Below are 19727 nucleotides of genomic sequence, written 5' to 3'. Positions count from 1 at the left end.
GGGGAGCGGGACGGCGTTCAGCCCGGTCACCTGCTGCCTGATTCACCCGACCGACGGTTCGCGGGCAGGGGACAGGGCGCCGAACACGCGTGCGTGGAGGAGTTCGTACTGCCCGTTCATGCGCTTCAACGGACCACGGAGAATCACCGCGCCGGGACCGACGACCTCACGAGGGGCGAACTGCTCGCGAGTCAGGTCGAGCTCGACACCGCCGGGCAGCAAGTTCCACCAGTGGTAGTCGACCCATTCGCCATCGACGCGCACCTCACCACGCATGAGATCGCCGCCGAACAGGTCGTGCAGCACCAGCGCGGTCACGCCGCATTGGCCGCGAGCGGGGTTGTCAGGGGACCACTGCGGGAGATCTTCGGGAGCGCAGGTGTCCGCGCCCCATGCCGCTCGGGTCACCCGTTCCACTTCGGCCAAGGTCCATGCCATGAGCGATGTGTACTCCAACGCTCCGACAGCGAGCGGTAACGGGCGGGCGGGGAAGCGGCGTGGCAGTCCGCGACAACTCTTACTTAACATAATGTAGATTATCGGCGTTTTGCCGACCTGCGAGAACATGGCGAGAGGGGCTGCGAACGGCCGTTCGGGACGGGCTGAACGTTCGCGTGCGCGGCGGGCCGGTGCACCGAGCGGCGCGCGAGCACGAGCGCTCGTGCGGATGGGCTCGGTCGGCGCAGCGGCCGCACGCCGTGCGGCGGCCGGTGAGCATGTCCGCGGCAGGCCCGCTCCATGCGGCCTGCGACGCTTCCGGCGTTCGAGCGGTCGGCGCTCTCCTTGCGGCGAGGCCGCGCCACCTCTCCCTAATAACGTCACCGTGACGGTATTACGAAGACGGAGACTCGCAGCTCAACGAGGCGATGGACACCCACAGCTCGAAGTCGATCTTGCCGACCGGACGATGTCGGCTTCGAGCACGAGCTGCGCACCGGGGCGCAACTGCCGCGGGACGAGCGCCGACGAGCCGATCCGGGCGAACCAAGGTCGCCGACGCGCCATCCCCTGGCGCTGAGGTGCCGGCAACCGGAACCGTTTCCCCATTTGATGGATAATGAACGTTATCCATCAAACTGAGCTCTTCCGCGCGCCCGCGGCGATCAGCGGCACTGCCCGGAACGTCGCTACGACGGACCGAGGCCGAGGCCGCTCAACCGCGCACCTATACCTCGCACTGCCAGGCGCCCGGCGTGGCTTCGACCACTACCCCGCTACCAGCGTCGACACCCCGGCTCGACGATGACAAATTTGCCGAATGAGTCAGGACGACCCGGTCGCCGAGTTCTCCGCGCACCGCGCACGCCTGTTCGGCCTGGCGTACCGGTTGCTCGGTTCGGCGGCCGATGCCGAGGACATCGTGCAGGAGGCGTTCCTGCGCTGGTCAGGCGCCGATCGCGCGGTGATCGCGGCACCTGGCGCGTGGCTGGCCAAGGCGGTGACGAACCTGTGCCTGAACCAGCTGAGCTCGGCGCGGGTCCGGCGCGAGCAGTACGTGGGCCCGTGGTTGCCGGAGCCGGTGAGCGTCGCCGATGGTTCGCTCGGCCCGATGGAGTCGGTGCAGCAGCGCGAGTCCGTGTCGATGGCGTTCTTGGCGCCGCTCGAACAGCTCACGCCGATGGAGCGGGCGGTGTTCGTGCTGCGCGAAGCGTTCGGTTACGACCACCGCTCGATCGCGGAGACGTTGGAGTGTTCGCAGGCCAATTCGCGGCAGGTGCACCGCAGAGCCGCGCTGCGGCTGCAGGACTCACCTGCGCGTTTCGAGCCAGACCGCGCCGCGCAGCAGCGGTTGGTCGAACGGTTCTTGGCGGCGGCGCGGGACGGTGACCTCGCGAGGTTGGAGCGGTTGCTCGCCGCGGACGTGGTGTCCTGGTCCGATGGTGGCGGCAAGGCCAGTGCCGCGCGGCATCCGGTCGCCGGTGGCGCGCGGGTCGCGAGGCTGATTGCCGGGCTGTTGCGGAAAGCGCCCGACGAGGTCGCGGTCCGGGTGCGCGAGGTCAACGGCGGGCCCGCGTTGGTGGTGTGCTCCGGCGCCGATCTGCTGCTGGTGATGCTGCCGCAGGTGACCGGTGGGCGGATCAGCGCGCTGCGGAGCATCACCAATCCCGACAAGCTCCGGTTCCTCGACCGCCAGCTCGCGGCCGCGGTGTCACACCACGGCGGCCTGTCCGGTCTGAGCGGGTGAGGACCCCATCGACCGGGAAGGAGCACCATGAGCGCGAAGGTGGTCATCATCGGAGCCGGCTACGCGGGGGTGAGCGCGGCCAAGCGGCTGGCTCGCAGCAGTGCGCAGGTCACGATCGTCAATCCCCGCGCGGAGTTCGTCGAGCGGATCCGCCTGCACCAGCTGCTGGCGGGTAACCGGGCCGCGACGCTGCCGTTGGCGCGGTTGCTGCCCGGTTCGACGACGTTCGTGCGGGATTCGGCGGAGTCGATCGACGCCGAGCAGCGCACGGTGACGCTCGGCAGCGGGCGGGTGCTCGATTTCGACTACCTCGTCCACGCGGTCGGCAGCCGCAGTCCGCTCGAGGTCATTCCCGGGGCGGCGGAGCACGCGGTGGGCGTGGGCGAGCTGGAGGACGTGGTCGACGCGCGGCGGCGGTTGCAGGCGTTGTCCGGCGGTTCGTCGATCAGCGTCGTCGGTGGCGGGTTGACCGGTGTCGAGGTGGCGGCCGAGCTCGCCGAGTCCGGTGCGCACGCGGTGCGGCTGATCACTGACGAACCGCTCGCGGCGAGCGTCAGCGGCAAGGGGCGCGATTACCTCCGCGCGCACCTCGGGCGGCTCGGCGTCGAGGTCGTGGAGAACACGGCGGTGAACGCGGTTCGCGCGTCGGAGGTGGAGCTGGCGGGAGGTCGCGTCCTCGGCAGCGATCTGACGGTGGTCGCGGCGATGTTCGTTGCTCCCCCGCTTGCTCGGGACAGCGGCCTGGACACCGATCACGACGGCGCGCTGCGGGTGGACCGGTCGTTGGTCAGCACCGGCAGCCGCGCTGTGGTGGGTGCCGGTGACGCATCCCGGATCACTGCTGCGCCGCTGCGGATGAGCTGCCAGGCGGCGATTCCGCTCGGCGTACATGCCGCGGAAACGGTGCTGCACTCGATCCACGGGACGGTGCCGAGGCCGGTGCGCCCCAAGTTCACCGGGCAGTGCATCAGCTTGGGGCGGCACGCGGCGTTGTGGCAGCAGGCGAGCCTGTCGGACGTTCCGGTGCCGACGATCGTGACGGGGAAGGCGGCTGCGGTCGTCAAGGAGAGGATTTGCGCGTCCACGGTGCGGCTCGGGTTGAATCCGCGGATCAAGCCCACCTACAGCTGGTCGTGGTGAGGATCGGGGTTTCCGGTCGTTACGGCCGGCCGCGACGTGCGGGGCTGTGATCGAGGGTTCCGGTCATCGCCGAGTCCGAGTTTGGGGCTGGGTTACCGAGTTTGGGGCTGGGTTACGAAGCCTGCGGTCGCGGCCAGTTCACGATCGGGGTGCGGTCGCGGTGGCTGCTTCGGAGCGCTTCGACGAACCGGTCCCGGCTGACCGGTCCGTCGAAGCCGGAGCGGATGTCGGTGACCTGGACCTGGTGGCGGTCGGCTTCGGTCGCGCCGAGCACGGCCATGACGCTGTCGCGGCGTTGCCTGCTGGCGCGGATGCGCGCTCCTAGTGATCCTTCGGGTTCCAGGCGGGGGCGGAGTCCGGCCGCGGTGAGGGCGTCGACCAGTTCTCGGGCGGCGCTGTCCTGGGCGGGTCCTACCGGCATGACGCATGCCTGCACCGGAGCCAGCCACAGCGGCAGCCGGCCCTGGTGGCGTTCCAGCAGTGCGGCGACCACGCGTTCCATGGAGCCGACGGTGCCGCGGTGGATCATCAGGACTGGTTGTCGCGATCCGTCTGCGGCGTCGTAGGTGAGGTCGAAGCGGCCGGGCTGGTTGAAGTCGAGCTGCACGGTGGCGATGGTGTCGTCGTGTCCGTGTCCGTTGCGGACTTGCAGGTCGAGTTTCGGGCCGTAGAAGGCCGCTTCGCCTTCGACCTCGATCAGGTCGAGGCCGTGGCTGGGGAGGTCGACCGCGTGGGCGGCTTCGCGCAGCGATTGCTCGGCGTGCTGCCATTGCTCGGTTTCGCCGAGGAACGCCGGGCTCGCGTCTCGCCGGGACAGGCGCACGTAGTCGACTCGCAGTCCCATGATTTCTTGGGCGCGCAGCGCGGATCGCAGCGCGCGGGCTGCTTCGGCCGCGACTTGGTCGGGGCGGCAGAAGACGTGGGTGTCGTCGAGGTTGATCTGTCGTACTCGGCCGAGTCCGGACAGCACGCCGGTTCGTTCGGCGCGGAACATCGGGGCGAGTTCGTTGTACCGGATCGGTAGCTGCCGGTAGGAGTGCCGGGAGGCGGCGTAGATGAGCGCGTGGTGGGGGCAGTTCGCCGGTCGCAGCACGAGTTCGTCGCCCCCGACGCGCATCGGCGGGAACATGTCGTCGGCGAACTTTCCCCAGTGTCCGGACCTCTCGAACAGGGATCGTTTGGCCAGGACCGGTGAGTGCACGCCTTGGCATCCGTCCGCTTGTGCGATGTCGCGGGCGAGGCGTTCGAGTTCGTCCCGGATGGCCGAGCCGTTGGGAAGCCACAACGGGAGTCCGGCGCCGATTTCCGGGTCGGTGGTGAAGATGTCCAGGTGCCGGTTGAGGTCGCGGTGATCCGGTGCGGCGTCTTGCTGGTTCACGGAGGTCTCCTGGTTCGGAGTACCCGGAGTCGTGAACCGGGATATGACGGAGCCCCGGAGCACAGCTCCGGGGCTCGTTGTCGTTGTCGATGCGACTCGTCAGCGCCGGAGTGGATCCGGCGTGGTCGTGTGCTGGGCAAGTCGCATGTGGGCAGTGTAGAGCATGTTGTGCGCGGGCTGGTGGCGCTCGGCAGTGCGCGGAGGGTCGGTGATCAGTGATTCCGGCCTGTTACCGGCCAAGGGCCGTTCTTGCTCAGGCGCCCACGCTCCCGTCTACGCCCTCGCGCAGAAGATCCGCGTGGCCGTTGTGGCGGCCGTACTCCAGGAGCACGTGCACCAGCACCATCCGCAGCGAGACGTTCTCGCCCCATCTCGGCTGATATCCGGCATCGTCCAGGGACGCCGCCTCGCGCTCGATGCGGCGTGAGTCCTCGACCTCGGCTGCCCAGGCCGAGAACGCCTCGTGCCTGGTCGACTCACTGGCGTCGTAGGCCGCCTGGAAGTCGATCTCGGTGCTCCAAACCATCGGCGCGTTGTTGTCGTCGAACACTCGGCGGAACCACGCGCGCTCGACCTCCGCCATGTGGCGCACCAAGCTGAGCAGCGAAAGCGTCGATGGTGGCATCGACTGCTGCCGCAGTTCCTCATCGGTGAGCCCGTCGCACTTCATCCCGAGGGTGGCACGGTGGTAGTCGAGGAACGCCCGCAGCGTGTCGCGTTCACTGCCAGTCTTGGGCGGCCCGATGCGGTTGTCGCTGGTCACTTGCCCGTGCTCCTCGTCCGTGCCTGTGTGGGCGGTCAGCGTCGGTGGCGAAGATTTCCAGGTGCCGGTTGAGGTCGCGGTGATCCGGTGCGGCGTCTTGCTGGTTCACGGAGGTCTCCTGGTTCGGAGTCCCCGGAGAGTCTGCACCGAGGTATGACGAAGCCCCGGAGCACAGCTCCGGGGCTCGTTATCGGGCCGGTAGCAAGCAGAACTCGTTGCCAGACGGGTCGGTGTGGATGCGCCACGGTAGTTCTCCCCGAGCGGGGCGGAATTCGCGGCCGCCGCGTTCGGCGATTTCTGCCGCGAGTTCGTCGGGGTCGTCTGCGGTTTCGAGTCGGATGTCGAGGTGCAGCCGGTTCTTGGCGGTTCCCTTGGGAGCCGGTTCCGGGCGAAGTTCGAGCAGGGGCCCTCGCAGCGAGGGGTGGCGCAGCGTTGCGGCCGCGGTCCCGGGTGCGTGGGTCCATCCGGTCAGCCAGGCCCAGAATTCGCCGTCGCGGCCGGGATCCGCGGAGTCGAGTGGGAGCGCTGCGATCGGTCCGGTGTGCACGTGCGTTGCCCGGTGCTCCAGCACGCAGCAGGGGTTGCCTTCCGGGTCGGTGAGCATCGTCCAGGGGGCTTCGCCCTGGACGATGTCGAGGTGTCGTGCGCCCAGCCCGAGCAGCCTGTCGATCTCGTCGGCCCGGGCGGTGCCGCCGAAGATGTCGATGTGCAGCCGGGGCGGCTCGCATGGCGGTTCGGGGACGCGCTGGAAGCACAGGTCGAGCACCGGCCCGTCCTCGACGGCGAGCTGGGTTTCGAAGCAGTCGGGCTCGTCGGTGAGCCGCTGACCGCCGATCACCGCCTCCCAGAACCGGCCGAGCCGCTGCGGATCGACGGCGTCGGTGACCAGGTTTTCCAGGTACATGGCCACACCGTAGGTCTCGGCAGAGGGCAGTCACACTTCCTTTTTGTTGCTTTGCGGCCGGTCGTGGCGAATCGCGGTCGCCGGTTCGGTTCAGCGGTTGAGGCGGGGTATGCGCTGTTGGGCGGCGTGCACGGCGGCCGGGTAGCGCGGGTCGGGCCGCAGTGCGTGTTCGCGGGCGGCGGCTTCGGTGAACTTGATGACGTGGTCGTCGCCGTGCTCGACGGCGCGGGCGATGAGTTCGTCGAAGGGTGGTGGGTCGCTGTCGATGGCGGTGTTCAGCGCGGTGTCCTCGCCGCGCCGGTCGATGGTGAAGGCGAGGAGCATGGCGACGTTGGCCTGCCACAGCGCTTCGACGGTGGCCGGGTGGTGGTCGGCGGGAAGGTGCGGCAGGACGAGCCGCACGGCGGCGGGCGCGGTCACGGCGTGCACCAGCGGGATGGGCATGACTTCTGGGTGGGCTTGGTAGATCCCGGCGAATTCGGTGGTCATTTCGGTGATCAGCCGGTGCGGGTCGCCGGTGTGCAGTGCGCTCAGCGCGGGCAGGTAGCCGGGTAGTGCGTCGGGGTGTTGCAGCCGGTCGCGGGTGGCGTCGGTCCAGGGTGTCCGGTCGTCGGGTTCGAGCCAGGTGCGCGGTAGTGCGGCGACGGCGGTGGCGACGTCGGAGTTGCCGGTCAGCTGGGCGGTGCCGGGTAGTGCGGTGAACCGGGAGGCCCACATGGCCAGTGCGCGGGCCAGTTCGGTCAGCTGGGTCTGGCCGGTTCCGGTGGTGCTGGCCAGGCTGCGCACTGCGTGGGCGGTGCGGATGAGTCCGTGGGTGACGCGGGTGAACAGGCCGGGCAGGAGTCGGGGCCACCAGCGTGCGAGCACGTCCTGCCAGGGTGCTTCGGTGAGTTCGCGGTGGAACAGTCCTTCCCAGTCCCCCAGTTTGTTGCGGTCGCCGAGTGCGGGGCGCCAGGAGGTTTCGTCGTCGCCGTCGAGGTCGAAGGTGACCGGGGGTGCTTGGTGGAAGGGTCGCGATGCGCGCCAGGTCTGCACCCAGGTGCCGACTTCGGCGCCGTGGCCGAGTGCGGCCAGGGCTTCGGCGGCCATCGGGCCGTGGTTGACGAAGTCGGCTTCGCCGATCTCGGGGCCGAGGCCGTCGAGGCGGTCGAGCGCTTCGTGCATCGCGTCGGTGTAGGGGATCATTTGCGCACCTCGTGGCGGGATCGGGAAGCTGGTCTCGCCTCATGTTCGGATTTCGAGTGCGCTTGAAGTCAAAGTCCGGGCGGTCGCCCCGTGCGGTCGGCGTGATCGCGGGGCTGGCAAGATCGCCGGGTGCGTTTTCATGCCGACCTGCACATCCATTCCAAGTATTCCCGCGCGTGCAGCAAGGACTGCGACATCGAGCAGTTGACGTGGTGGGCCAGGCGCAAGGGCATCACGTTGGTGGGGACCGGGGATTTCACGCACCCTGCGTGGTTCGCGCATCTGCGGGAGGTGCTCGAGGAGGCCGAGCCGGGGTTGTTGCGGTTGCGTCCGGAGCGGGATCGGGAGATGTCGGCTGGGATGCCGCCGAACTGCACCGGTGCGGTGCGGTTCATGCTGTCGGTGGAGATCTCGACGATCTACAAGTACGGCGAGCGCACGCGCAAGGTGCATCACCTGTGCTACGTGCCGGATTTCGCGGCGGCGGAGGAGTTCACGCGCCGGTTGGGCAAGATCGGGAACTTGGCTTCGGACGGGCGGCCGATCCTGGGGTTGGATTCGCGGGACCTGCTGGAGATCACGCTGGAAAGCGGTGGTTATCTGGTGCCTGCGCACGTGTGGACGCCGTGGTTCGCGGTGCTGGGGTCGAAGGCGGGGTTCGATTCGGTCGAGGAGGCTTACCGGGATCTGTCGGGGCACATCTTCGCGTTGGAGACGGGGCTTTCCAGCGATCCGGAGATGAACTGGCGGGTGTCCGGTTTGGACGGTTACACGCTGGTGAGCCATTCGGATGCGCATTCGCCGCCGATGCTGGGGCGGGAGGCGACGGTCTTCGACACCGAGCTGGACTACTTCGCGGTCAAGCGCGCGCTGGAGACGCGTCGTGGTTTCGAGGGCACGGTGGAGTTCTTCCCGGAGGAGGGCAAGTACCACCTGGACGGGCATCGGAAGTGTTCGGTGCGGATGGATCCGTCCGACACCCGTGCTCATGACGGCCGGTGCCCGGGGTGCGGGAAGCCGTTGACGGTCGGGGTGTTGCACCGGGTGGATGCGCTGGCGGATCGGGATGCGGGTGTGCGCCCGGACGGTGCTGCGGGTTTTCGCAGTTTGATTCCGCTGCCGGAGATCGTGGGCGAGGTGCGCGGTGTTGGGCCGAAGAGCAAGAAGGTCTTCGAGTCGGTGAGTGCGTTGACGGCCGCGCACGGCCCGGAGTTGTCGATCTTGCAGGAGGTGCCGGTCGAGGAGCTGCGGCGCAGTGATCCCGCGGTTGCCGAGGCGGTCGAGCGGTTGCGGCGCGGCGCGGTGCTGCGCGAGGCGGGTTTCGACGGCGAGTACGGCACGATTCGGGTGTTCGATCCGGCGGAGTTGTCGCGGGTGCGGAATGCGGGTGCGTTCGCGTTGTTCGACGACGAGTCGCTCTCCCCTGCCCCGCCGGCTGATTCCGAACGTTCCGCGGTGCCGGGGCCTGCTGCGGTGCCGGAGTCTCCGGCTCGTGATGCCGCGGTTGAGCGGGTTTCGCCGCGCGAGGTGTCGGTGCCGGTCGAGGATGTCGCGGATTCGGGTGTGCTGGCCGGGCTGGATCCGGATCAGCGGGCGGCTGCGGCGGTGCCGTCGGGTCCGTTGTTGATCGTGGCGGGGCCGGGTACGGGCAAGACGCGCACGGTGACGCACCGGCTGGCGCACTTGGTGCTGGAGCGGGAGGTGCCTGCCAGGGAGTGCTTGGCGATCACGTTCACGCGGCGCGCGGCGCAGGAGCTGAGTGAGCGGCTGCACGGCCTGATCGGTGCCGCTGCGGGTGAGATGACCGTGGGCACGTTCCATTCGTTCGGTTTGCAGGTGTTGCGGGAGCAGTACGAGCGGGTCGGGTTGTCGGCGGAGTTCTCGGTGGCCGATGCCGATCGGCGGGTGGCGGTGCTGGCCGAGGTCACCGGTGATGAGCGTGGCGCGCGGGCGAAGTTGGCGAAGTTGTCGCGGCTGCGCCGCTGCGGCGAGGCGGACTCGGCGCAGGCTGGAGACTCGGCGCAGGCTGGGGATTCCGAGCAGGTCGGGAGCTCCGAACTCGTCGCGGTCGCCGAGCGGTATCGGCGGCGGCTGCGGGAGCTGGACCTGGTGGATTTCGACGATCTGGTGGCGCTTCCGGTGTGGCTGCTGGAGCAGGACCCGGACCTGGCCGAGTCGTACCGCGAGCGGTTCCGCTGGATCACGGTCGACGAGTACCAGGACGTCGACGATGCGCAGTACCGGTTGTTGCAGGCGTTGGCCCCGGCGGAGGCGAATCTGACCGCGATCGGTGATCCGGATCAGGCGATCTATTCGTTCCGGGGCGCGGACGTGGGGTTCTTCCTGCGTTTCGAGCAGGATCATCCGGCCGCTCCGGTGTTGTCGTTGACGCGGAATTACCGCTCCGGGGCGCACATCGTGGATGCGGCGTTGCGCGGTATCGGGCCTTCGACGCTGGTTCCGGGCCGCGAGTTGCACGCGGCCGGGCAGCGGGCGGCGCATCGGGTGGTGCGGCACGAGGCTGCGGATGAGCGTGCGGAGGCGGCGTTCGTGGCGCGCGCGGTCGATGAGTTGCTGGGTGGTTCGTCGTTCCATTCGCTCGACAGCGGCCGGGTCGCCGGTGATGGGCATGGTGGTGTGGGCTTCGGTGACATCGCGGTGCTGTATCGCACGGATGCGCAGTCGCGGGTGTTGATCGAGGAGTTCGCGCGCTGCGGGTTGCCGGTGCAGAAGCGTTCGCACGATCTGCTTTCGGCGCGTCCGGGCGTGGAGTTGCTGATGCGGGAGCTGGCGCACGTCGCCGACCGGGAGGGGTCGGTGCTGGAGCGGTTGCGCGCGGCGGCGACGGCGGTGGTGTTCAGCGTTCCGGACGATGTGCAGGACGAGGTGCACAGCGGTCTGGAGGTGCTCACGCCGCTGGCGCTGCGCTGCGGCGATGATCTGGAGCGGTTCCGCTCGGAGGTGCGGCTCGGTGCGGAGGTCGACACGTTGGATCCGCGCGCGGAGGCGGTGTCGCTGTTGTCGTTGCACGCGGCGAAGGGCTTGGAGTTCCCGGTGGTGTTCCTGGTCGGCTGCGAGGACGGGTTGTTGCCGTTGCGTTGGCCGGGTTCGGAGTCCGCACGGGACGAGGTGGCCGAGGAGCGGCGGTTGTTCTTCGTGGGGATGACTCGCGCGCAGGATCAGTTGTGGTTGACCCACGCCGCGCGGCGCAGCAGGCACGGTCAGGTGCGGGAGCGGGTGGCCTCGCCGTTCTTGTCCGGGCTCGGCGATGGTGTGGTGCGCAGTGAACCGGCTGCGCCGCGCAAACCTCGGGCGACGCAGTTGAGTTTGCTGTGAGCGGTCCCGACTCGTGCGTCCGGTTCGGGGCGGTGTGTCGGTCGGGGCGCTGACTCGAGCTCGTTCGACACTCGCATCGAACCGGACGCTCCCCTCGTCCCGCTGCGGAAGGACTCATGATGATCGACGTGACCCGGCCGGGTCACCCTCGGCTGCAAGAAGTCGCCGACGGCGTGTACGCCTACATCCAGCCCGACGGCACGTGGTGGATCAACAACACCGGCTTCGCGGTCGGACCGCAGGGCGTCGTCGCGATCGACTCCTGTTCCACCGAGCAGCGCACCCGCGCGTTCCTCGACGCGATCGCCTCGGTGACCGCGGCGCCGGTGCGCACGCTGGTGAACACCCACCACCACGGCGACCACACCTTCGGCAACGCCCTGTTCCCCGGCGCGACGATCGTGGCGCACGAGCGGACCCGCACCGAGGCGATCGCGTTCGGTCCCGCGCGCGAGCTGCCGTGGTGGCAGAACCCGCAGTGGGGCGAGTTGCCGCTGGACCCGCCGTTTCTGACCTTCACCGACCGCGTCGGGCTGTGGGTCGGCGAGCAGCGCGCCGAGGTGCGCCACGTCGGCTCCCCCGCGCACACCACGAACGATTCGCTGGTGTGGTTCCCGGACTCGGCGACGGTGTTCTGCGGCGACCTGGTCTTCAACGGCGGCACGCCGTTCTTGCTGATGGGTTCGGTGACCGGCTGCGCCGGGGTGCTGGCGAACGTGCTGCGCCCGCTGCAGGCGGCGACCGTGGTTCCCGGGCACGGTCCGGTTTTCCACGACGATGAACCGGTGGCCGCGAACCTGGACTACCTGCGGTTCGTGGCCGAGCTCGCCGAACGCGGCCACGCCGAGGGAATCACTCCGCTGCAGGCGGCACGGGACACCGACCTCGGGCGCTTCGCCGACTGGCCCGACGCCGAACGGATCGTCGGGAACCTGCACCGCGCCTACGCCGAACTCGACGGCACCCCGCCCGGTGGCCCCATCGACACCGCTGCCGCGCTCGCCGACATGGTCACCTACAACGGCGGCGAACCACTGACCTGCCTGGCCTGAACGGTCGGATCCGGTAGGCGGGGCGAACCGCGCCCAACCTCGCGCGACGCAGCGGAGTTCGCTGTGCGGATCAGCGTGCTTGTGCCGCGCGGTAGCGCCCCGGGGTGGTGCCGAGCAGGCGCCGGTAGTGGCGGGTGAGGTGGGGCTGGTCGTGGAACCCGGCCGCGGACGCGGCTTCGGCGATGGGCATACCGTCGAGCAGCAGGTGGCGTGCCCGTTCGACGCGCCGTCCGGTCAGGTACCGGTGCGGCGGCAGCCCGTAGGCGCGGGTGAACGCGCGCACCAGGTGGGCCGGGTGCGTCGAGAGCAGCGCTGCGGCGTGCTCGAGGGTGATTCCCTCGACCAGGTGCGCATCGAGCAGATCGCGGAGTCGGCGAGCGGGCGCGGGATCGGTCCGCTCGGTGCCGGCCCGCCCGGCGAGGTGGGTGCGGAGCCGCTGGGTCACCAGGACGAGCCGGGTCTCGGCGGCCAGTTCTTCTCCTGGCTGGGCGAGCAGATCGTGCAGTCCCGCGATGCTGGAGCACAAGGCGGGATCGTTCAGGCCGGGGTGGTCGACCGCTTTGTCCGCCAGCTGCGAACCGACGGTGTGCTCGTCGAGGTAGAGCACCCTTTTGCGGAACCCACCGGAGGTGGCGGGGCGCCCGTCGTGCGGGATCCGCGGCGGCAGGAGCGTGACCTGGCCGCTCAGCGCGTGCCTGGCGTGGCGGTCGATCTCGTAGGCCACCGCGCCTTCGTCGAGGATCAGCAGGGTCCACGTCTGGTGCGTGTGCAGCGGGTAGGCGTGGGTGGTGAAGCGCGCGTGGAACACCTCGGAGACCCCCGGTACCCGCGGCCGCCACGCCGCGACGCCGGTGCGCTCCGCGGCCTGGCCCGTCATGCGAAAAACGTACAAGACCGTGCGGGGATCAGCGGTGAGGGTGGTGGTCATGCGCTTCGACACGAAAATCGCCGTACTGCTGCGGGAGGATCTGGCGACCTGGCAGCGGCTCAACGTGACCGCGTTCCTGACCAGCGGTATCACCGCCGGTGATCCGGAGTTGGTCGGCGAGCCCTACCTCGACGCCGACGACACCCGGTATCTGCCGATGCTGCGCCAGCCGGTGCTGGTGTTCGAAGCGGGCAAAGAGCTGCTGACCACTGCGCACGCCAAGGCCGTCGCGCGCGAGCTGCCCACGGCGATCTTCACCGCCGATCTGTTCTCCACCGGCCATGACGAAGCCAACCGCGCCGCGGTCCGCGCCGTGCCCCGCGATGCTCTCGACCTCGTGGGCCTGGCGCTGCGCGGCCCGCGAAACGCCGTCGACAAGATCGTCAAGGGTGCGCACATGCATCCCTGATCGGTTCACCGTCCGCCTGCGATCAGGTGTCGTGCGGCGACCGTGGTGCCGTCGGTGCGGATCGCGGGGGCGAGCGCGCGGGCGCGGGTGGTGACCGCGGAGGTCGTGGCCTTGTCGAGCGCGGCGGTCAGCGAGTCGGCGCTGGGCATTCCCGGCGGGTGCGCGACTCCGATCCCGAGGTGGTCGACGCGTTCGGCCCAGTAGTGCTGATCGTAGACCTGCGGGATCAGCACTTGGGGCGTTCCTGCCCGCGCCGCGGTAGTGGTGGTTCCCGCGCCGCCGTGGTGCACGACGGCGGCGACCCGCTCGAACAGCGCTTGGTGGTTGGTCTCGCCGATCACGAGGCACTCCGAGTCGCTGTCGGCGGCCGTCAAGCCCGCCCATCCGGCGGTGATGATCGTCCGCCGCCCGAGTGCGCGGGCGGCCGTGGTCAGGACCTGGCCGAGGTCGTGCCCGGGTGCGGGCATGCTGCCCAGACCGAAATGGACCGGGGCTGCGCCGGCGGCCAGGAACGATTCCAGCTCGTCCGGCAGCGGTCGCTGATCGGGCAGCATCCACGCGCCGGTCTGGAACACGGTGGGGTCCGCCGCATCGAGCCAGGGGCCGAGCGCGGGGTCGGCGCCCAGCCACGACCGGTCGGTGACGACGTGGCTGCGCACGTTCTCGACCGGGGCGAGTCCGGCGGTGGTGCGGTGCTCGTTGAGCGGGCTCGCCCAGGTGTCGTTCCAGCGCTGCGTTTCCCGTTGCCACAGCTGGTCGTTGGTGCCGGTGTCGTGCTGCGGCCAGCCCGGCCAGGGTGCCGGCGGGTGGTGCGCGGAAGCCAGGGTGGCCGGGCAGTAGTGGGCGTGCAGGTAGTCGATGCCCACCATTTCGGCAGCTGACCGGGCCGCGACCATGACGGTCCCGGTCGCTAGCAGGACGTCGCATCCTTCGGCGGCTTCCGGGAGCGTGGCGAACTGCGCGGCCACGGCGTCCTTGGCCGCTCGCCGCCGGCCTTCGGGTGTGGACAGGTCCCACGTCGCGGAGCCGGGCGCGGGGCGCATCGACGGCCCGAGGGGCGACACCGGGATCCCGAGTTCCTCGATCCAGGTGGCGAAGTCCGGGGGCGCGCACACCCGGACTTCCTGCGCGAGCTCCTTCAATCGCCGAGCCAGGGCGACCACCGGTTGCACTTCGCCGCGCGATCCGATGGTCGCCAGCAGTGCCCGCATTCCACCCTCCACAGTGGTTTCGTCTTCGGACTGGCCCTATGGCCGTTCAGCTGAGGTGGTCTTCGAGTGCGTCGGCTCCGCGGGCCGGGCCGTCGCAGCGTTGCAGTGCCGTGCTGCAGGTGGCGGCGCTTGCGCGGATGTCGTCGTCGGCGGCGACCGCCTCCACGGTCTCGCGCAGCAGCTTCGGGGGCAGGTCGGTCCGCGCCAGTCGACGCCCGGCGCCGAGTTGTTCGACTCTGCGGCGTTGGCTTCCTGCTCGGGATCTTGAGCGACGGTCACCAGGGGATTGACGTGGCCGTCGGCGCCGACGTCGACGAACGCGAAGTGTCGGTCCATGACTCCTCGATCAGCAGGCTCGGAGACGCGGTCGGCGGATCATCGCATTCCCGGGCTCCGAACTTGCGCTGATCGTCGGGCTTTCCCACCTGTGCTGGACGAAGCAGCCGAGGGTGTCAGATCCGGTAGGCGCGGAGTTTCGCGTACAGGGTCGGCCGGGACAGTCCCAGCCGGCGCGCCGCTGCGGCCTTGTTGCCGCCGGAGGCGGCGAGCACCTCGGTGATGACGTCGGCCTCGGCTTGCTCGAGCAGGCTCAGCCGCCGGTCGCCCGCGGCGGCGCGCACCGAGCCGGGCAGGTGCTCGAGGCCGATGACGCTGCCGGTGGCCGACGCGGCGGCGGTGCGCACCGCGAGTTTCAGCTCGGCGATGTTGCCCGGCCAGGTGTGCTCGTGCAAGGCGGCCGTGGCCCGCTCCGACCAGCGGATACCGGCCGGTGTCACAGCGGTGACCAGCTGGTCGAGTTCGTCGCCGCGCAGTTGCAGCGGCGGCAGTTCCAGCACCGTGGCTTCGAGCGCGTCGAGCAGGCGGGTCAGGTGTGCGGTGTCGTCGGCGCGTTCGGCGGTGATGGTGCCGAGCACCGGCGCGGGCGGGCCGGTCAGCGCCGTGGTGAGCGCGTCGGCGTGTTCCGGTGAGAGCGCTTGCAGGTGGGTGAGCACCAGTGCACGTCCGGTGTCGGCCGCCCGGCGCACACCGGCGGGCAGTTCCCGGAAGGTGGCGGTTGCGCAGTCGAGCACGTCGTACGGGTGCCCGGCGGCGATCAACCGGTCGGTGAGCACGTACTGCTTGCCGGTCCCGGCCGCGCCGCGCACGACCACGGCGCCGGGTTCACAGAGCAGCCGTCCTACCGCGGCGGCAACGCGCTGCTGCGCGGTCGCGGCGGCCGATGGCCGGTGCTTGTGCTGGTCGAGCACCAGCACCGCACCGGAGATCCGCGAGCCTTCGGCGATCGTTTTGAGCTGGGCGGTGCGGGCGTCGAGTTCGGGGATGTGCAGCGGGCCGCCCTGCTCGGCCGCGTCCAGGACGCGCTGCCACAGCCGGTGGTGGTCGACGTCGATGCCGGCTGCGGCGTCGTTCTTGATGAGCACCTCCGGGCCGAGGGTGATCACCGGTGTGGTTGCCCGGGCGTGCTGCAGGAACGCGTCGAACAGTGCGCGCTCGCGGTTGCCCGCGGCGTGCAGGAGCGCTTGCTGCACTTCGCGGGCGAGTGCGAGCAGCGCCGGTTGCAGCCGGTCGTTCGCGTCGGCGGCGCGGCAGGTGATGTTGACCCCGCCGACCACGCGGCGGGTCAGCGGGTGCGTGACCGGTGCGGCGACGCAGGTGAAGCGGTGGAACGGTGCCTTGAAGTGCTCCCCGCCGCGCACGGTGGTGACCCGGCGGCTTTCCAGCGAGGTGCCCAGGCCGTTGGTGCCGGCGTGCTCCTCGCCGAAGCTGAAACCTTCGACGATGGCCATCTCGTCGAGTTCGCGCCGCAACGCGCGGTCGGAGACGCAGCGCCACAGCACTCGGCCACCCGAGTCGGTGATCACCAGTCCGGTGCCGGTGCCGACGAGCAGATCGGCCAGGCGGGTCAGCACCGGGATGGCCGACCGGGCGAAGCGGGTGTCCACGGCCGGCTGCTGCCACGGCAGATCCACGTGCTCGGGGTCGACGCCGGACAGTTGTGATCGTCGCCAGGAGGTGAGGATCTCCGGGCGGACCCCTGCCGACTCCTCCCCCTGCTGGAACTGTTCCCAAGCGGTGCGCATCGGGCGATGTCCTTCCGTGCGGCGCCGTTGCCGACCGGCCCGCGCACCGGCCACACCAGGTAGCCGTCAAATTTTTGAACACCGGGGCCGGGCGTGACGCAGCTTACGTTCGCAGGTGGCTCGGACACCACAGCCTGAATGAGGAGGCACGACATGGACCGGCTGCGCTTCGGCACTTTCCTGGCCCCGTTCCACCCGGCCGGGCAGAACCCGACGCTGGCGCTGCAGCGGGATCTGGAACTCATCGAGCACCTCGACCGGTGCGGCTACGACGAGGCGTGGATCGGTGAGCACCATTCTGCGGGCACCGAGCTGATCGCCTCGCCGGAGATCTTCATCGCCGCGGCGGCCGAACGCACCCGGCGGATCAAGCTCGGCACCGGCGTCACGTCGATCTCGTACCACAACCCGCTGTGGGTGGCCGAGCGGATGGTGCTGCTGGACCACCTCACCCGGGGTCGCACGATGCTCGGCTGCGGGCCGGGATCGCTGCCGACCGACTCGATGATGCTCGGGCTGACCCCGACCGACACGCGCGAACTGCTCGAAGTCGACCTGGACATCATCATGCGGCTGCTGCGCGGCGAGACGGTCACCGAACGCACCCGCACCCACGAGCTGGTCGACGCGAAGCTGCACCTGCGGCCCTACACCGAACCGTGCTTCGACGTGGCCGTGGCCGGAGTCGCCTCCCCGACCGGGCCGCGCATGGCGGGCAGCCACGGTGTGGGGCTGCTCTCGATCGGGGCGACGCTGAGCAAGGACGGGTTCGACGCGCTGGCGCACCACTGGAACGTCGTCGAAGAACGCGCCGCGCACCACGGGCAGCAGGTCTCGCGGCAGGACTGGCGGCTGGTCGGGCTGATGCACATCGCCGAAACCCGCGAGCAGGCGTACAAGGACGTCGAATACGGCATCGAGAGCTGGTTCCACTACTTCCAGAAAACCGCCGCGTTCCCGCAGATGGCCGCGGAAGGCGGCGACCTGCGGGAGATGATCGACTTCATCAACGAGGCCGGTGTCGGCGCCATCGGCACCGTCGAAGACGCCCGCGCGCAGGTGCAGCGGTTGTGGGACCAGTCCGGCGGTTTCGGCTGCATGCTGCTGCTCGGGCACGAGTGGGCCAACCCCGAGGCCACCAAGCGTTCCTGGGAGCTGATCGCGCAGCACGTCATGCCGCACTTCCAAGGCGGAGCGCGCTCGCACGCGCAGCAGACGCTCGACGCGAAGGAACGCGCCCGCGACAAGCGCGAGGACTACGCGGCCGCGCAGATGCAGGCGGTGGCGACCATGACCGAACGCTACGAGCAGGAGAAGACCGGCCAGCAGTGACCGGGCCCGCCCGGCCGGGAAGGAGACCGCCATGCGTGCCGCCGTGTACCGCGGAAGCCACGACATCGCCGTGCTCGACGTGCCCGAACCGCCCTGCCCGCCGGGGCAGGTGAAGATCCAGGTCGCGCACAACGGCATCTGCGGCAGCGACCTGCACGAGTACTTCGCCGGGCCGATCTTCTGCCCGGTCGAGCCGCACCCGCTGACCGGGGCGCAGCTGCCGCTCACGCTCGGCCACGAGTTCGCGGGCCGCGTCGTCGAGGTCGGCGACGGCGTGCGGGCGGCGTCGGTGGGCGACCGGGTCGCGGTCGAAGCGCTCTACCGCTGCGACGAGTGCCCCGCCTGCCGGATGGGCAACTACAACACCTGCCGGCAGATCGGTTTCCACGGGCTGATGTCCGATGGCGGCATGGCCGAGCGCACCGTGGTGCCCGAGCGGATGGTGCACGTGCTGCCCGATTCGGTCAGCGACGAGCTGGGCGCGCTGGTCGAGCCGATGGCGGTGGCGTACCACGCGGCCAAGCTCGGCGAGGTCCCGCCGGGTGGCTCCGCGGTCGTGTTCGGCGCGGGCCCGGTCGGCATCGGATTGTGGTTCGCGCTGCGCGGACTCGGCATCGACGACATCACCGTCGTGGAACCGGCACCGGCGCGGCGTGCGGCGCTGCGCGGACTCGGCGCGCAGCACGTGATCGACCCGGCCGCGACCGACCCCGCCGAGCACGTCCAGCAACACACCGGCGGCCGCGGCGCCGACGCCGTCTACGACGCGGCGGGCGCGCAAGCCGCGGTCGAGGCCGGATTGTCGTGCTTAGGCACGCGCAAGCCGATGGTGTCGGTGGCGATCTACGAGCACCCGTTCCCCGTCACGCTGCTCAAACTCGTCATGTGCGAGGCTCTCGTGCGCGGATCGCTGGCCTACACCGCCGAGGACTACCGCGCGGTGATCGACCTGATGGCCCGCGGGCACTACGACACCACCGGCTGGGTCTCGCACATCCCGATCGGGCAAGTCGTGGAAGAGGGCTTCGACACGCTGCGGGCGGGCCGGAAGATGAAGGTACTGGTGGACCCGGCGGGCTAGCAGCGGCCTGAACCAGGTGACGAGCTCCCGGCGGCCGAAAACCAGGCCCCGGGCCGCGTGTCGCACCGGATTCCGCATCGGCCGGGACCGGTCGTGGCGATGCGGTTTCACCGGCTCGTCGGCTCCCGGTGCGTTGAACCGCGAGCGGGCGACCACGAGGATCGTCGTTGATGAGCGATGACGTGATCCGCAGCGACCGCCTCGACCTGACCGTGCTCACCCCGAAGCTGCTGCAGCTGGTCCTGCGCGGCGATGCCGCCGAGCTGCAGCGCGCGCTGGGCGTGCACGTGCCTGCCGGGTGGTGCTCGGGAGTTCCGGCGCGGCGGCGGCTGGCGCAACTGGCCGACGACCGGAATGAACAACCATGGCTGGTGCGGGCCGTGGTGCACCGCGACCAGCAGGAAGTCGTCGGCCACATCGGATTCCACGCGCCACCGCGCGGCGGGCGGGTGGAGATCGGCTACGAGATCATGCCCGGTCATCGCCGCAAGGGCTATGCCATCGAAGCAGCGCGAGCATTGACCGGCTGGGCGCACGGCACAGGCCTGGCCGCGATCTGCGTGGCCTGCATCCGCCCCGACAACACCGCCTCGCTCGCGCTGGCCGGCACGCTCGGTTTCCACCGGGTCGGCACCCGCAACGACGCCGCCGACGGACTCGAGCTGGTGCACGAACGCACGCTGCCGGTGGCCTGAAAACCGGCCGCCGCGCCTTGGCGGATCACCACTGCGGCGATCGCGCG

Annotated in this window: 16 protein-coding genes; 8 read left to right on the top strand and 8 right to left on the bottom strand. The window is 70.0% G+C overall.

Annotated elements, in window-relative coordinates; all coding sequences use genetic code 11:
• Positions 1-42: 42 nt before the first annotated feature.
• Positions 43-438, bottom strand: coding sequence for a YunG family protein (locus INP57_RS23440; protein WP_200072485.1), 396 nt, complete (start codon positions 436-438; stop codon positions 43-45).
• An 820-nt stretch (positions 439-1258) separates the two neighbouring features.
• Here INP57_RS23440 and INP57_RS23435 point away from each other — a divergent pair.
• Positions 1259-2185, top strand: coding sequence for an RNA polymerase sigma-70 factor (locus tag INP57_RS23435; RefSeq protein WP_200072484.1), 927 nt, complete (start codon positions 1259-1261; stop codon positions 2183-2185).
• 27 nt (positions 2186-2212) lie between these two features.
• Positions 2213-3325, top strand: a complete 1113-nt coding sequence (locus tag INP57_RS23430) for an NAD(P)/FAD-dependent oxidoreductase (protein ID WP_200072483.1) — start codon at positions 2213-2215, stop codon at positions 3323-3325.
• A 112-nt stretch (positions 3326-3437) separates the two neighbouring features.
• Here the strand turns inward: INP57_RS23430 and thrS are convergent, their stop codons facing one another.
• The 4 genes from thrS to INP57_RS23410 form a co-directional block, all read right to left on the bottom strand.
• Complete coding sequence (thrS, locus tag INP57_RS23425) at positions 3438-4703, bottom strand: threonine--tRNA ligase (protein WP_200072482.1); 1266 nt, start codon at positions 4701-4703, stop codon at positions 3438-3440.
• A 253-nt stretch (positions 4704-4956) separates the two neighbouring features.
• On the bottom strand, positions 4957-5466 hold the full coding sequence (locus tag INP57_RS23420; protein ID WP_200072481.1) for a DinB family protein: 510 nt from the start codon (positions 5464-5466) through the stop codon (positions 4957-4959).
• Positions 5467-5653: 187 nt separating this feature from the next.
• Positions 5654-6370 carry a VOC family protein gene (locus INP57_RS23415; RefSeq protein WP_200072480.1) on the bottom strand — a complete coding sequence of 239 codons (717 nt, stop codon included), beginning with the start codon at positions 6368-6370 and terminating at the stop codon, positions 5654-5656.
• A gap of 90 nt (positions 6371-6460) precedes the next feature.
• Positions 6461-7555: a questin oxidase family protein gene (locus tag INP57_RS23410; RefSeq protein ID WP_200072479.1), complete on the bottom strand. Its 1095-nt coding sequence runs from the start codon at positions 7553-7555 to the stop codon at positions 6461-6463.
• Between the two features lie 129 nt (positions 7556-7684).
• Between INP57_RS23410 and INP57_RS23405 the strand changes: the two genes are divergently transcribed.
• Together INP57_RS23405 and INP57_RS23400 are read left to right on the top strand one after the other, a co-directional pair.
• Positions 7685-10891: a UvrD-helicase domain-containing protein gene (locus INP57_RS23405; protein ID WP_200072478.1), complete on the top strand. Its 3207-nt coding sequence runs from the start codon at positions 7685-7687 to the stop codon at positions 10889-10891.
• 119 nt (positions 10892-11010) lie between these two features.
• Entirely contained in the window at positions 11011-11943 is a 933-nt protein-coding gene (locus INP57_RS23400) for an MBL fold metallo-hydrolase (protein ID WP_200072477.1), read from the top strand.
• Positions 11944-12013: 70 nt separating this feature from the next.
• Here INP57_RS23400 and INP57_RS23395 read toward each other — a convergent pair whose 3' ends face one another.
• Complete coding sequence (locus INP57_RS23395; protein WP_200072476.1) at positions 12014-12820, bottom strand: helix-turn-helix transcriptional regulator; 807 nt, start codon at positions 12818-12820, stop codon at positions 12014-12016.
• 49 nt (positions 12821-12869) lie between these two features.
• Here INP57_RS23395 and INP57_RS23390 point away from each other — a divergent pair, with 49 nt between their 5' ends.
• Positions 12870-13280 (top strand): DUF2000 domain-containing protein, encoded by a 411-nt coding sequence (locus tag INP57_RS23390; protein WP_233628143.1) that lies wholly within the window; start codon positions 12870-12872, stop codon positions 13278-13280.
• 5 nt (positions 13281-13285) lie between these two features.
• Here the strand turns inward: INP57_RS23390 and INP57_RS23385 are convergent, their stop codons facing one another.
• Together INP57_RS23385 and INP57_RS23380 are read right to left on the bottom strand one after the other, a co-directional pair.
• Positions 13286-14491 (bottom strand): glycosyltransferase, encoded by a 1206-nt coding sequence (locus INP57_RS23385; protein WP_200072474.1) that lies wholly within the window; start codon positions 14489-14491, stop codon positions 13286-13288.
• A gap of 452 nt (positions 14492-14943) precedes the next feature.
• Positions 14944-16572, bottom strand: a complete 1629-nt coding sequence (locus tag INP57_RS23380) for a sigma-54-dependent Fis family transcriptional regulator (RefSeq protein WP_200072473.1) — start codon at positions 16570-16572, stop codon at positions 14944-14946.
• Between the two features lie 153 nt (positions 16573-16725).
• Here INP57_RS23380 and INP57_RS23375 point away from each other — a divergent pair, with 153 nt between their 5' ends.
• The 3 genes from INP57_RS23375 to INP57_RS23365 all read left to right on the top strand — a co-directional run bounded on the left by INP57_RS23375 (position 16726) and on the right by INP57_RS23365 (position 19680).
• The gene (locus INP57_RS23375; RefSeq protein WP_200072472.1) at positions 16726-17904 is read left to right on the top strand and encodes an LLM class flavin-dependent oxidoreductase; all 1179 of its coding nucleotides are present in this window, start codon (positions 16726-16728) and stop codon (positions 17902-17904) included.
• A gap of 31 nt (positions 17905-17935) precedes the next feature.
• A complete protein-coding gene (locus INP57_RS23370) occupies positions 17936-18985 on the top strand; it encodes a 2,3-butanediol dehydrogenase (protein ID WP_200072471.1) in 1050 nt (349 codons plus the stop codon).
• A gap of 170 nt (positions 18986-19155) precedes the next feature.
• Entirely contained in the window at positions 19156-19680 is a 525-nt protein-coding gene (locus INP57_RS23365; protein ID WP_200072470.1) for a GNAT family N-acetyltransferase, read from the top strand.
• The last annotated feature ends 47 nt before the right edge of the window (positions 19681-19727 follow it).

Origin of the sequence: Saccharopolyspora galaxeae, assembly GCF_016526145.1 — a bacterium.
GTDB lineage: Bacteria > Actinomycetota > Actinomycetes > Mycobacteriales > Pseudonocardiaceae > Saccharopolyspora_C > Saccharopolyspora_C galaxeae.
This window is presented reverse-complemented; position numbering and strand designations above follow the sequence as displayed.